Source organism: Sphingomonas trueperi, from assembly GCF_040545965.1.
GTDB classification, from domain to species: Bacteria; Pseudomonadota; Alphaproteobacteria; order Sphingomonadales; family Sphingomonadaceae; genus Sphingomonas; species Sphingomonas trueperi_C.
The window spans coordinates 53,387-67,290 of sequence record NZ_JBEPMV010000007.1 but is presented as its reverse complement, the minus strand read 5'-3'; the positions used below and the strand labels follow the sequence as shown (position 1 = coordinate 67,290).

The 13,904-nt window shown below is 67.1% G+C and carries 8 protein-coding genes; 5 read left to right on the top strand and 3 right to left on the bottom strand.

What is annotated here, in order from left to right; all coding sequences use genetic code 11:
• Positions 1-44: 44 nt before the first annotated feature.
• On the bottom strand, positions 45-2,891 hold the full coding sequence (locus tag ABIC35_RS18210; RefSeq protein WP_121076194.1) for a TonB-dependent receptor: 2,847 nt from the start codon (positions 2,889-2,891) through the stop codon (positions 45-47).
• 264 nt (positions 2,892-3,155) lie between these two features.
• Here ABIC35_RS18210 and ABIC35_RS18205 point away from each other — a divergent pair, with 264 nt between their 5' ends.
• Together ABIC35_RS18205 and ABIC35_RS18200 are read left to right on the top strand one after the other, a co-directional pair.
• Complete coding sequence (locus ABIC35_RS18205) at positions 3,156-4,184, top strand: LacI family DNA-binding transcriptional regulator (RefSeq protein WP_121076197.1); 1,029 nt, start codon at positions 3,156-3,158, stop codon at positions 4,182-4,184.
• A complete protein-coding gene (locus ABIC35_RS18200; RefSeq protein ID WP_121076202.1) occupies positions 4,181-5,677 on the top strand; it encodes an MFS transporter in 1,497 nt (498 codons plus the stop codon). Before ABIC35_RS18205 ends, ABIC35_RS18200 begins: the two co-directional genes overlap by 4 nt.
• Positions 5,678-5,843: 166 nt before the next feature.
• Here the strand turns inward: ABIC35_RS18200 and ABIC35_RS18195 are convergent, their stop codons facing one another.
• A complete protein-coding gene (locus ABIC35_RS18195) occupies positions 5,844-6,740 on the bottom strand; it encodes a LysR substrate-binding domain-containing protein (RefSeq protein WP_121076205.1) in 897 nt (298 codons plus the stop codon).
• Positions 6,741-6,918: 178 nt separating this feature from the next.
• Between ABIC35_RS18195 and ABIC35_RS18190 the strand changes: the two genes are divergently transcribed.
• The 3 genes from ABIC35_RS18190 to ABIC35_RS18180 are packed head-to-tail and all read left to right on the top strand — an operon-like array spanning position 6,919 to position 12,632.
• On the top strand, positions 6,919-10,116 hold the full coding sequence (locus ABIC35_RS18190) for an efflux RND transporter permease subunit (protein WP_121076207.1): 3,198 nt from the start codon (positions 6,919-6,921) through the stop codon (positions 10,114-10,116).
• A complete protein-coding gene (locus ABIC35_RS18185) occupies positions 10,109-11,251 on the top strand; it encodes an efflux RND transporter periplasmic adaptor subunit (RefSeq protein WP_121076210.1) in 1,143 nt (380 codons plus the stop codon). Before ABIC35_RS18190 ends, ABIC35_RS18185 begins: the two co-directional genes overlap by 8 nt.
• Positions 11,238-12,632: an efflux transporter outer membrane subunit gene (locus ABIC35_RS18180; RefSeq protein ID WP_121076213.1), complete on the top strand. Its 1,395-nt coding sequence runs from the start codon at positions 11,238-11,240 to the stop codon at positions 12,630-12,632. The genes ABIC35_RS18185 and ABIC35_RS18180 overlap by 14 nt, the downstream gene beginning before the upstream one ends.
• A 214-nt stretch (positions 12,633-12,846) precedes the next feature.
• Here ABIC35_RS18180 and ABIC35_RS18175 read toward each other — a convergent pair whose 3' ends face one another.
• Positions 12,847-13,872 (bottom strand): ATP-dependent DNA ligase, encoded by a 1,026-nt coding sequence (locus tag ABIC35_RS18175; protein WP_121076216.1) that lies wholly within the window; start codon positions 13,870-13,872, stop codon positions 12,847-12,849.
• Positions 13,873-13,904 lie beyond the last annotated feature (32 nt).

The following is a 13,904-nucleotide window of genomic DNA, read 5'->3' as shown; positions in this document are numbered from 1 at the left end:
GGCGATAGGGCCCGGTCTCCGCGTGGAAACCGGGCCGACGAACCTCAGAACTTGTACGTGATGCCGAGATAATAATCGCGGCCATAGCGCTGATATTCGCGCACCAGGCGGGTATCGCCCGCCTCGGTGGTGATGAACGGTGCATCCGTCAGGTTCTTGGCCTGCGCCAGGATCGCGAGGCCCTTCAGCGGACCGGTCTGGAACTCATAGCCGATCTGCGCATCGAGCACGCCCTCGGACTTGCCGGTGCGGAATTCCGGATTGGCCGAGAGGCCGGCCAGCTCTGCCAGGAAGCTGTCACGCCAGCGATAGGTGGCGCGCGCCTGGAAGCCGTTCTTCTCGTAATAGGCGGTGCCGGTGGCGATCCACTTGGACTGGCCGGGCAGGGTGACCGGCGCGTTCGGATTGCTGCCATAGACGACGCGGCTGTCGACATAGGAGCCGCTGGCGAAGATGCCGAACCCGTCGAGCGCATTCGCGAACATGCTGAACGGCACCGAGGCGGTAGCTTCCACGCCGAGGATGTCGCCGCGGCCGGTATTGTCCGGGGTCTTAACCAGGCCAAACTGCGCATTCTGCGCCCGCACGATCGCCTGGGCTGCCGGCGGCAGGGCGTTGAGCAGGGCCGAGAAGTCGTACAGCGTGCTGTTGTTCGGATCGACGAAGTCTGTCAGGTGCTTGTAGAAGCCGGCAACCGAGAGATAGCCGCCGCCGCGCAGATACTTTTCCAGCGAGATGTCGATGTTGGTAGACTGGTAGGGGCGCAGGCGGAAATTGCCGCCGTCCGAGCTGAACGGGCTGTTCTGCGGCAGGCTGCCCAGGCCGAGCTTCGACAGGTCGACATTCACCGCCTGGGTGATCCGCTCCTGGTCGAGGCGCGGGCGTACCATCGTCTGCGCCGCGCCCATCTTCACGTAGAAGGTGGGGACGAGTTCGAGGCTGAACGTCGCCGAGGGCAGGAAGTTGGTGTACTTGGTATTGTCCGCCACCGGCGCCACGGTGACCACGCCGCCGTTCAGCGCGGCGATCGCGCCCGACGAGCCCTGATCGGTGTGCACCACCTGCAGGCCCAGCGTGCCCTTGAGCGACTTGCCGCCCACCGTGCCGTCGATGGTCAGCTTGGCATAGCCGGTATAGACCTTCTCGGTGACGATGTTGTCGCGCACCAGCGAGCCGGGGCGATTGTCGAACACCGGCCGCAGTTGGCCATAGACCTTGAGGGGATCATAGGTCAGCATCTTCGGCACGCCGAGATAGGCGAGCGCGACCTGCTCGCCGAGTACCGCATCCGACGGCACCGGGAAGCTGGTGGGCGTGCCGCTGGCGATCGTGCAGCCGGTGCCCGCGCCCGGCGGGCAGAGGAAGTAGGAGGTGTAGCGGCTCTGCTTCTCGCGACGGCTGAAATTGCCGCCGATTTCCCAGCTCTTGACGATGCTGCCGCTGAACTCGCCGTTGAAGCTGGCGCGCAGCGACTTGAGGTCGTCCTCGAAGTCCGGGCGGTTGAGGAAGCCGGCCTGGACCACCGACTGCGTGCCGTTATAGCCCCAGCCGCGCGGATCGGTGAGGCTGATCACGTTCGTGTTGGTATAGTCCAGCGTCGGCACGATGCTGTAGGTGCCGTTCGCATTCTGGTTGATCTTGATCGTGTCCTTCGCGCCGGACTGGTTGTAGCCGGTGCCCGAATAGGTCTCGAGCAGGAAGTCGGTGCGGGTGGCGTGGCTCCAACTGGCATCGACGACGAAATGGATGCTGTCGCTCAGCTTGAAGTCGTTGTTCCAGCCCAGCGAGATATTCTCGGCCTTGCGCTTGTTGTAGTCGTTGCGCTGCACGGCGACGACATCGGAGATCGTGGCAGCAGTCACTAGGCCGTTCTGGACGGTGTAGCCCGGCTGGATCGTCGCGTTGGAACCATAGGCGGGCGCGATCGGGAACTCGATGCCGCGCAGGCGCTGAGTTTCCTCGAAGTGCGAATAGAGGCCGTCGAAGGTCGAGTGGAAATTCTCGCTCGGCTGCCATTCCACCGTCGCGACGCCGCCATAGCGCTTGAGCAGGTTCGACTGCACATAGGGCTTGGCGCCGCCGAGGAAGAGGTTGTTGCCGGCGTTGGACTCGGCCGGGAAGCCCCAGGCGGCGTAGCGCTCGATCTGGGTCGGCGTGTTCTGCGCGGAGACGCCGATCGCGATGCCGAGCGTATCGTTCGCGAACTTGTCGACATAGGTCGCGGAGGCGCGATAGCCGTAGCGGGTGCCGTCAGGGTTGAGCTTCTTCTGCTCGTTCATCTGGCCGCGCGCGGCGACGACGAAGGTCCGCTGCGACTGGGCGAGCGGGCGCAGCATACGCAGGTCGACCGTGCCGGCGATGCCGGCGGCGATCAGCGAAGCGTCGGCCGACTTGTAGACGTTGACGTTCTTGAAGAATTCCGAGGGATATTGGTCGAACTCGACCCCGCGATTGTCACCGACCGTGACCTGTTCGCGCCCGTTGAGCAGCGTGGTGGAGAAGTCCGGGCCGAGGCCGCGGATCGACAGGCGCTGGTCGCGGCCTTCGAGGCGCTGCGCGGTGACGCCCGGGATGCGCGCCAGCGAGTCCGCGATCGAGACGTCGGGCAGCTTGCCGATGTCTTCGGAGGAGACCGAGTCAACGATCATCGTGTTGTTGCGCTTGATGTTCGCCGAGCTGGCGAGCGCGGCGCGGAAGCCGGTGACGACGATCTCGCCGGGGCCGCTATCCTGCGCATCGGCGGCGGGGGTGCCGCTATCCTGCGCATCGGCGGCGGGGGTGCCGCTATCCTGCGCGAAGGCGGCGGTGGTGAAGCTGAAGGCGATCGCGGCGGCGCTGGCGCCGAGGGCGATGCGGGCGGCACGACGGCCGCGGAACGTGCTGAGCAACATGTCTCTCCCCAATTTGTCTCTACCCCGGCTCTTGGGTGGCCGGATGAATGCCCGCCCCATGCGGGCTGCGCCGGATCTGCGCAGTGCTGCATTCAATCTTGCAAAAGGGGGTATGCTGGCCAGCCGCTCACATACGTATTCAGGCTCGATCCGGGCCCGCTATGGCCTTTCGGCACCAGTCTGCCGATTGACGGCACCACCCTGCTACGCCCATGCATAATATGCGATGCGGCGACCACGGCCGTACGCCGGGAGAGGACCAGCATGGGCATGCAGCGCAAGCCTACATCATTCGATATCGCGCAGCTGGCGGGCGTCTCGCAGCCAACCGTTTCGCGCGCGCTGCGTGGCGAGTCGGGCGTGAACCCGGCGACGCGGCTACGTATCGAGTCGATTGCCAAGCAGTTGAACTACCGTGTCGACAAGGCTGCCTCCAATCTCCGCACGAGACATTCGCAGACATTGGCACTGCTGTTCTTCGAGGATCCGACGTCGGATGATTCGCTGATCAATCCCTTCTTCCACTCGATGCTGGGATCGATCATCCGCACCTGCGCCGAGCATAACCATGATCTGCTGATCAGCTTCCAGCAGCTCTCCAGCGACTGGCACACCGATTACGAGGATGCGCGGAAGGCCGATGGGCTGATCCTGCTCGGCTACGGCGATTTCGAGCTGTACCGCGCGCGGCTCAAGGCGCTGCAGGATGCCGGCACGCATTTCGTCCGCTGGGGATCGGTATTGGCCGAGGGCGCAGGGCTGACCATCGGCTGCGACAATCGCGGCGGCGGCGGCGAGGCCACGCGGCATCTGCTCGGGCTCGGTCGCAAGAAAATTGCATTTTTGGGTACGGCGTCGAGCCATTATCCCGAGTTTCACGAGCGCTATCGCGGCCATGCCGAAGCGCTGGCCGGGGCGGAGCTCTCCGCCGACCCCGCGCTGCAGATCGATGCGATCACCACGGAGGAATCCGGGGCGGCCGCGGCGCAGGCGCTGCTCGACGGCGGCGCGGACTTCGACGCGATCCTCGCGGCGAGCGACCTGATCGCGATCGGCGCGATGCGGGTGCTCCAGGCCGCGGGCAAGCGCATTCCAGAGGATGTTTCGGTGATCGGTTTCGACGATATTCCCGCGGCCAGCTCGGCGAGCCCGCCGCTCACCACCGTCATGCAGGACGCCCGGCTTGCCGGCCGCACGCTGGTGGAGACGCTCATCGGGCGGATCCGCGAAAAGCCCGTCGGCCCGGCACTGCTGCCCACCAAGCTGATCGTCCGCAAGTCGTGCGGGGCATGAGCGTGGAGAAACCCCGCCAGTCCTTCGCCGGCCTGTGGAACATCAGCTTCGGCTTTTTCGGCATCCAGATCGGTTTCGCGCTGCAGAACGCGAATATGAGCCGGATCTTCCAGTCGCTCGGCACGCGGCTGGACGACTTGCCGGCGCTGTGGGTGGCGGCGCCGCTCACCGGGCTGCTGGTCCAGCCGATCATCGGACACCTCAGCGACAAGACCTGGCTCGGGCGGCTGGGGCGGAGACGCCCGTATTTCCTCGGCGGCGCGATCCTCGCCGCGCTTGCGCTGCTGCTGATGCCGGAAAGTCCGGCGCTGTGGTTCGCGGCAGGGCTGCTCTGGATACTCGACGCCTCGCTCAATATCTCGATGGAGCCGTTCCGCGCCTTCGTCGGCGACATGCTGCGCAAGGACCAGCACAGCGCCGGCTATGCGGTGCAAACCGCGTTCATCGGCATGGGGGCGGTGCTGGGATCGATCTTTCCCTGGGCGCTCGAGCATCTCGGCGTCTCCAATGCGGCGGTGGCGCACGGCGTACCAGACACGGTGAAATACGCCTTCTGGTTCGGCGGTGCTGCGCTGTTCTGCTCTGTGCTGTGGACCGTGGTGACCACGCGCGAATACAGCCCGGCAGAAATGGCGGCGTTCGACGGGCCCGCCGATGCGGATGACGGCGCGGCAGTCCGGCTCCTCGCAGCTCGGCAGCCGACCGCGGGGGTGTCCTGGATCATCGCAGGCGCGCTGGTCGTGTTTGCCGTCGCGCAGTACCGGCTGGAAAAGGAAGTCTATCTGCTCGGTGCGCTGCTGGCAGCTTATGGCATTGCCCAGATTGTGGCGATCCTGCGGGCGCGGGCAGGGCGCGCGAGCATGCTGGGCCATATCGTCGGCGACTTCGCCGGCATGCCGGTGCTGATGAAGCGCCTGGCGGTGGCGCAATTCTTCAGCTGGTCCGCATTGTTCATCATGTGGATCAACACCACGCCGATCGTCGCGGGCGCCTTCTATGGCTCGCCCGATCCGAAGAGCGCGGGCTATCAGGAAGGCGCCAATTGGGTGGACGTGCTGTTCGCCACCTATAACGGCGTGGCGGCGGTGGCGGCGCTGACCCTGCTGCCCTTGCTCTCCGCGCGCTTCGGCAAGGCGCGCACGCACATCTTCGGGCTGCTGTGCGGCGCGGCGGGCTATGCGAGCTTCTTCCTGGTGCGCGATCCGGCGTGGCTGATCGCCAGCGAGATCGGCATCGGCATCGCCTGGGCGTCGATCCTGGCCATGCCCTATGCGATCCTCGCCTCCAGCCTGCCCCAGACCAAGCTCGGCATCTATATGGGGTTGTTCAACGTCTTCGTGGTGGTGCCGCAGCTGCTGGTGGCGACGGTGATGGGCTCGATCATGAACCGCTTCTTCCCCGGCGAGCCGATCTGGACCATGGCGTTCGCGAGCGGGACGCTGCTGCTCGCGGCGCTGGCGATGCTGCGGGTGGCGGCGCTGTCGCGGGAGTAAGCTATTTCCCGTCGCCGTGAGCCGATGTCTCACACCAAGGCGATGCTGTGGCTTGTCTCGGCTCGCCCACGGCCAGGGCGGCAGCAGGGGTGCTGCGCTTGGTCTCCGAGGCAGCCGAGGAGCGGATGGGCGAACTCGGCGACACGATGATGATGCCGATTGAAAATCAAAGCATACGGGATTCCTTGGTGACGATATCGAGGAAATTCCGGCACGGCAGGCTGGTATCTTCGGAAAGGTGAACTAGCCAAATCGACGTTATGGACTCCGGGTCCCCTAGTGGCCGGTAGGCCAGCTTGGCCGATTGTAGCGCGCAGAGTGACTCTGCGACGACGGCAACGCCCACGCCCGCTGCCGCCATACCGAGCAGCGTTGATACCTCTCGAACCCGATGCTCGATCCGTGGCTCGACGCCCACGCCGCGCAGCATGCCCAGCAATTCGTCGGTAAAGGTGGCGCCGTGCTCGCGCGCATAGACGATCATCGGCTCGCCGGCGAGATCGCGCAGGGTAACGTCCTTGTCGGCCAGCGGGTGATCGGGGCGCAGCGCCACAAACAGGCGTTCGCGCAGGATCGGCGTCACCGCGACGCCATCGCCCATCTCCGGGCGGCACTTGCTGCGGACGAAGCAGGCGTCGAGCGCATGGTCGGCCAGCGCGGTCAACTGCGCCGAACCGGCGACCTCGGTCAGGTTCAGCTTCACGTCTGGGAAGGCCTGCCGGAACGCGAAGATCGAGCGGGCGATCATCGGCACGAACGGAGCCGAAGCGTTGAAGCCGAGGTTGAGCTCTCCCAGTTCCCCGCGGGCCGCGCGGTGAGCGATATTGATCGCCCGTTCGGCTTGCTCCAGCGTCGCCCGCGCAGCGGGCAGGAAGGCAAGCCCGGCGCTCGTCAGTTGCACACTGCGGCTGGTTCGATCGAACAGGCGAACGCCGAGTTCGGCCTCGAGTTGGCCGATCTGCTGGCTGAGCGGCGGCTGGGAAATGCCGAGCCGTGCGGCGGCGCGGGCAAAGTGCAATTCCTCGGCGACGCCGACGAAGTAGCGGAGATGGCGCAGTTCCATTGTTCGATACATAGGGCGTATCGATCATGCCGCAAACGATATTGGACGTGGATGGTTGCACGGATGCAGGGAAATGCTGCGACTGCGAACCGGAAGCAGCGCCGCACTGTCAATCCGGAGTTTCCCTGATGCGCCTGGCCGCTCGCTTTTCTGCCCATTTCGCTGCGCGGGGCCGCGCTTGATCGGGATCGTCCGAGTCGCGCTCACGCGGCCGCTGACCTTCATCGTCATGGCCATCCTGATCCTGATCCTCGGCGTGCTCGCCGCGATCCGGACCCCGGTGGACATCTTCCCGGACATTCGCGTGCCGGTGATCGCGGTCGCCTGGCAGTATAGCGGCCTGTCGCCCGACGAGATGTCGGGGCGGATCGTCACGCCGTTCGAGCGCGTGCTGACAACGACCGTCAACGATATCGACCATGTCGAGAGCCAGTCGATGCAGGGCATCGGCGTGGTGAAGATCTATTTCCAGCCGGGTGCCGACATCCGCACCGCCACTGCGCAGGTGACGTCGATCTCGCAGACCGTGCTGCGCCAGCTGCCGCCGGGCATCACCCCACCGCTGATCCTCAACTACAACGCCTCGACCGTGCCGATCCTCCAGCTCGCGCTGTCGGGCAAGGGCATGTCCGAAGGCCAGCTGTTCGATACCGCGCAGAACCAGGTGCGGCCGCCGCTCGTCACCGTGCCGGGCGCCGCGATTCCCTATCCCTCGGGCGGGCGGCAGCGCCAGGTGCAGATCGACCTCGATCCGCAGGCGCTGCAGTCGAAGGGACTGTCGGCGCAGGATGTCGGCAACGCCATCGCCGCGCAGAACCAGATCAATCCGGCCGGCTTCGCCAAGATCGGCGGCTATCAGTACAGCATCAAGCTCAACAACGCGCCCGGATCGATCGACGAGCTGAACGCACTGCCGGTCAAGGTGGTCAACGGCGCGACGATCTACATGCGCGACGTCGCCCATGTTCGCGACGGCTCGGCGCCGCAAACCAATGTCGTCCATGTCGACGGCGCGCGCTCGGTGCTGATGACCGTGCTCAAGAGCGGCGCGACCTCCACCCTGGCGATCGTGCAGGGCATCAAGGACGCGCTGCCCAAGGCCACCGCGACGCTGCCCGGCCTGAAGGTCGCGCCGATCGGCGACCAGTCGCTGTTCGTGAAGGCCGCGGTGGAAGGCGTGATCAAGGAAGGCGTGATCGCCGCCGGGCTCACCTCGCTGATGATCCTGCTGTTCCTCGGCTCGTGGCGTTCGACGGTGATCATCGCTATCTCGATCCCGCTGGCGATCCTGGCGGCGATCATCGCGCTGTCGGCGACGGGCAATACGCTCAACATCATGACGCTGGGCGGGCTCAGCCTCGCGGTCGGCATCCTGGTCGACGACGCGACGGTGACGATCGAGAACATCAACTGGCACCTCGAGCAGGGCAAGTCGGTGAAGGACGCGATCCTTGACGGCGCGGCGCAGATCGTCACCCCGGCCTTCGTCTCGCTGCTCTGCATCTGCATCGTGTTCGTGCCGATGTTCTTCCTGCCCGGCATCGCCGGCTTCCTGTTCGTGCCGCTGGCGCTGTCGGTGGTGTTCGCCATGATCGCGTCGTTCCTCCTGTCGCGCACGCTGGTGCCGACCATGGCGATGTTCCTGCTCAAGCCGCATGCGCCGGGGCACGGCCATGAGGCGGGCACGCCCGGTTCGCGCAATCCGCTGGTGCGCTTCCAGCGCGGGTTCGAGCATCGCTTCGAGAAGATCCGCACCGGCTATGGCGGGCTGCTGGAAAAGGCGCTTGGCACCCCGCGGCCCTTCATCCTCGCCTTCATCCTCGTGATTGCGGTGACCCTGTTCCTGGTGCCGCTGCTCGGGCAAAATTTCTTCCCGAACGTCGATGCGGGCGCGATGGCGATCCATGTCCGCGCACCGGTCGGCTCGCGGATCGAGGATACCGCGGCGCAGTTCGACCGGATCGAGCGGACCATTCGCGGCGTGATCCCGGCCGACGAGCTGGTGTCGCTGGTCGACAATATCGGCCTCCCGGTCAGCGCGATCAACACGACCTACAACAACTCCGGCACCGTCGGCCCGCAGGACGGCGACATCCTGATCCAGCTCAGCAAGGATCACGCGCCTACCGCCGACTATGTGAAGAAGCTGCGCGAGCTGCTCCCCAAGGCCTATCCGGGCACCCAGTTTGCCTTCCTGCCGGCGGACATCACCAGCCAGATCCTCAACTTCGGCGCGCCGGCGCCGATCGACATCCAGGTTTCGGGCCGCGATGCGGATGCCAATGCCGCCTATGCCCGCAAGATCCTCCGCCGGATCAGCACGATCGGCGGCGTGGCGGACGCGCGCATCCAGCAATCGTCCCGCTACCCGCAGCTCGACGTGAACGTCGATCGCAGCCGCATCGGGCAGTTCGGCCTGACCGAGCGCGACGTGACCACCAGCGTCGCCAGCTCGCTCGCCGGCACCTCGCAGACCGCACCCGTCTTCTACCTGAACCCGGAGAACGGCGTGTCCTATGCGGTGGTCGCGCAGACGCCGGAATATCGCGTCGGCTCGATCAGCGATCTCGCCAACCTGCCCGTCACGGGCACGAGCGGCGGGGGCAGCCAGGTGCTCGGCGGCATCGGGAACATCGAACGCAGCAACGCCGCCGCGGTGATCTCGCACTACAACATCAACCCTGTCATTGACATCTTCGCGACCCCGAACGGGCGCGATCTCGGCGCGGTCTCGGCCGATATCGGCAAGGTGCTCGACGAGCTGAAGGGTCAGGCACCCAAGGGCGTCATCGTCACCATGCGCGGCCAATATGCGACGATGAACAGCGCCTTTTACGGCCTGGGCTTCGGGCTGATCGGCGCGATCGTGCTGATCTACCTGCTCACCGTGGTGAACTTCCAGAGCTGGCTGGATCCGTTCGTGATCATCACCGCACTGCCGGGCGCGATCGCGGGAATCATCTGGATGCTGTTCACCACCGGGACCACCCTGTCGGTGCCCGCACTGACCGGCGCGATCATGTGCATGGGCGTGGCGACCGCCAACTCGATCCTGGTGGTCAGCTTCGCCCGCGAGCGGCTCGCCGAGCTTGGCGACGCCACGGCGGCGGCGATGGAGGCGGGCCTGGTCCGCTTCCGCCCGGTGCTGATGACTGCGCTGGCGATGATCATCGGCATGCTGCCCATGGCGATCGGCTTCGGCGAGGGCGGCGAGCAGAACGCCCCGCTCGGCCGCGCGGTGATCGGCGGCCTGATCGTCGCCACCTTCGCGACGCTGATGTTCGTGCCGGTGATCTTCAGCCTCGTCCACAAGCGCAAGGCAGGCGCCGCCCCCGCCGACCGCGGCCCCATCCCACTGGAGGAATTGCATGTCTGAGAACGGCAACGGCCGGCTCAAAATCACCGCGGCCGTCGCGGGGTTCGTCGCGATCGGCGCGGTTGCCACCGGCATCGTGACGCGGGCCAATTCCGAGCGCAACCTCGCCGCCTGGACCGCCGAGCAGGCGGTGCCGAGCGTCAGCGTGATCCACCCCACGCTCGCCGCGACGAGCGACGCGCTGCGCCTGCCGGCGAACCTGCAGGCACTCAACAGCGCGCCGATCTATGCGCGCACCACCGGCTATGTCCGCCGCTGGCTCGTCGACCTGGGCGATCCGGTGCGGCGCGGCCAGGTGCTGGCGATCCTCGACGCCCCCGATGTCGAGCAGCAGCTCGCCGCCGCCCGCGCCGACCTGCAGACCGCCCGCGCCAACCAGCAGCTCGCCCAGACAACCGCGACCCGGTGGAGCGCCATGCTCGCCAAGGATGCGGTGTCGAAGCAGGAAGCCGACGAGAAGCAGGGCGATCTGGCGGCCAAGTCGGCGCTCACCAACGCGGCGCGCGCCAATGTCGCGCGGCTGCAGGCGCTGACCGGCTTCACCCGGCTGGTCGCGCCGTTCGACGGCGTGGTCACCAGCCGCTCGACCCAGATCGGCGCGCTGGTCGTGGCGGGCAATGCCAGCTCCACGCCGCTCTTCACCGTCGCCGATGTCAGCCGCATCCGCGCCTATGTGAAGGTGCCCCAGGCCTATTCGCAGCAGATCCATCCCGGCATGGAAGTCGATCTTTCGCTCCCGGAATTCCCCGACCGAAGCTTCAAGGCGACGCTGACCCGTACCGCCGACGCCATCGATCCTGCCTCGGGTACCGTGCTGGTCGAGGTGCAGGCGGCCAATGGGGACCGCGCGCTGAAGCCGGGATCCTATGCGCAGGCGAGCTTCCCGCTCAAGGGCGGCGGCAATGCCGTCACCTTGCCGCCGAGCGCGCTGATCATCGGGTCCAAGGGCACCCAGGTCGCAGTGCTGGGCAACGACGGCAAGGCGCAGCTCCGCACCGTCACGCTCGGCCGCGACGAGGGCAAGGTGGTCGAGGTGATCGCCGGCCTGTCGCCCAACGACCGCGTGATCGACAATCCGCCGGACTCGCTCCAGACCGGCGACCCGGTCAAGGTGCTCGCCAATGCGCGCAAGTAAGCGCGCGCTGGTCGCGGCCACGGCGCTCGGCCTTTCCGCCTGCTCGATGGCGCCCGACTATCATCGCCCCGAGGTCGTCGCCGCGCCCGCCTACAAGGAAAGCGGCGCGTGGCAGACCGCCGGGGCCAACGTGCCGGCCGCGGGCAACTGGTGGGAGATTTTCGGCGACCCCACCCTCAACGGGCTGGAGCAGCGGATCGAAGCCGGCAGCCCGAACCTCGCCGCCGCCGTCGCCCGCTATGACCAGGCGCAGGCCCTGGTGCGGCGAAGCCGGTCGGAATTGCTGCCGGAAATCGGCATCGGCGCCGATCTCGAGCGCGACCGCGTCTCCGCCGCCCGCCCCGCCTCGCAGGGGCGCGCCGCGACCTATACCAACGCGCAGATCGGCGCCTCGCTCAGCTACGAGCTGGACCTGTTCGGCCGCATCCGCAACACGGTGAAGGCGAACCAGGCCAATGCCGAGGCGAGCGCTTCGGACGTCGCGGGCGTGCGCCTCGGGCTGCAGGCGCGGCTCGCCAGCCTCTATTTCGACCTGCGCGGGCTCGACGCGCGGGTGGTGCTGCTGCGCGAAACGGTGACGGCGTTCCAGCGCGCCTATGACCTCACTGATACCCGCCACGATGGCGGCATCGCCTCCGGCATCGACGTCAGCCGGGCGCGGAGCCAGCTGGCCAGCGCCAAGGCCGAGCTCGACGCAGTCGCCGCCGATCGTGCCGCCGACGAGCACGCCATCGCCGTGCTGATCGGCGAGAGCCCGTCGACCTTCTCACTCCCGGTGGTCGACACGCTGATCGCCCCGCCCGCCATTCCGGCGGCGCTGCCCTCGACTCTGCTCGAACGGCGTCCCGACATCGCCGCCGCCGAGCGCCGCGTCGCCGCCGCCAACGCGCAGATCGGCGTCGCGCGCGCGGCGCTGTTCCCGACGGTGACGCTGGGCGGCGCCGGCGGGTTCGAGGCGGCGAGCGGCAGCCTGTTGCGCAGCGACAACAGCTTCTGGGCGCTCGGCCCGCTGTCCGCCGCGCTGTCGATCTTCGACGGCGGCGCGCGGCGCGCCAATATCCGCATCTCCCGCGCCCAATATGACGAGGCCGCCGCCACCTATCGCGAAGCGGTGCTGACCGCCTTTCGCGAAGTGGAGGACGACCTCGCCGCCGGCCGCCACCTGATCGACCAGGAGCGCAACCAGCGCGAGGCGGCGGCGGCGGCCGAGCGCACGCGGGACCTGGCGATGACACGCTACCGCGATGGCGCCGCCGATTTCCTTGAGGTCACGATCGCGCAGACGGCCGCGCTCGATGCGGAGCGCGCGTTGCTGGCGATACGTGCCAGGCAGCTGGCGGTGGCGACCGACACGGTCCGCGCCCTGGGCGGGCTTTACTAGGCCGCCGGCGCACGTCCTTCCGGCTACGGTCGTACATGGATTGATGGCCGACCACCCGCACCGCCAGCGCGTTGCGGGCGCGGGCGGCGGCTCCCGCGCTGCAACTTGCAACGGGCACGGTGGTCAGACCGGCAAGGAACGCGACGTCAAGAGCGCACGCCTTTTGTTGCGTAGCAGGTAAGCCCATCCATCGCACATGTTGGTTCGCCGTGCGTCATGCTGCCGGTTCAGACAGGGTCGACACTTCCGCCGGGCGGACCTCGTGGACCAGTTGCTCCATCCCGCACTGTGCCGGCGCCTTGTCGGGCCGCCAGCGCAGCAGCTTGGTGCCGTGGCGGAAGCGGTCGCCGGTCACCTGGTCGTACAGCACTTCGACCACCAGTTCGGATCGCAGCGGCACCCATTCGCTTCCGGCGCCGTTGTTCCACCGGCTGGGCCCGCCCGGCGCCTTGCCGGTAAAGCCCGGCGGCGCGATCAGCGGTCCCAACTTGCGCAGGAGCGCCCGCCGCTCGGCCGCAGCGATAGCCGAAGTGAAGCCGACATGGTGGAGCAGCCCCGCATCGTCATAAAGGCCCAGCAACAGCGATGCGATGCCGTCCCCCTCCTGGGTATGACGGAAGCCGCCGACCACGCAATCGGCGGTGCGGTGCTGCTTCACCTTCAGCATCGCACGCTCGCCCGGGCGATAGGGTTCGTCGAGCCGCTTGGCGACGACGCCGTCCAGTGCACCGCCGCCCTGCGCAAGCCAGGTGCGCGCGATATCCAGATCCTGCGTGCGGTGCGACAGCAACAGCGACGGGCCGCCATGGGCTTGGTGGAAGCCTTCCAGCGCAGCACGTCGTTCGTGCAGCGGCGCGCAAAACAGCAACTCGTCGTCGATGGCGAGGCAATCGAACAGCATCAGCTGTGCCGGCGTCTCCTGCGACAGGCGCCGGATGCGGCTTGGCGCGGGGTGGAGGCGCGCCTGGAGTGCATCGAACGACAGCACGTCGCCGACCGGCAGGAGGAGTTCGCCGTCCAGGACAAAATCCGGGCAGTCCACGGCTGCGATGGTCGCGACGATCTCTGGGAAATACCGGTCCAGCGGCTTGCCCGACTTGGACAAGATCTCGACCGCATCACCGCGGCGGAACACCAGCGCGCGAAAGCCGTCCCATTTGGGCTCGAATTGCCACCCGGGCTCTTCCGGCAGCGCTGCGACCAATTTGGCCTCCATCGGCGACAGATCGGGCGTGGCCATGATGCTCCCTTGGACGGTGGTGCCAGATCGAA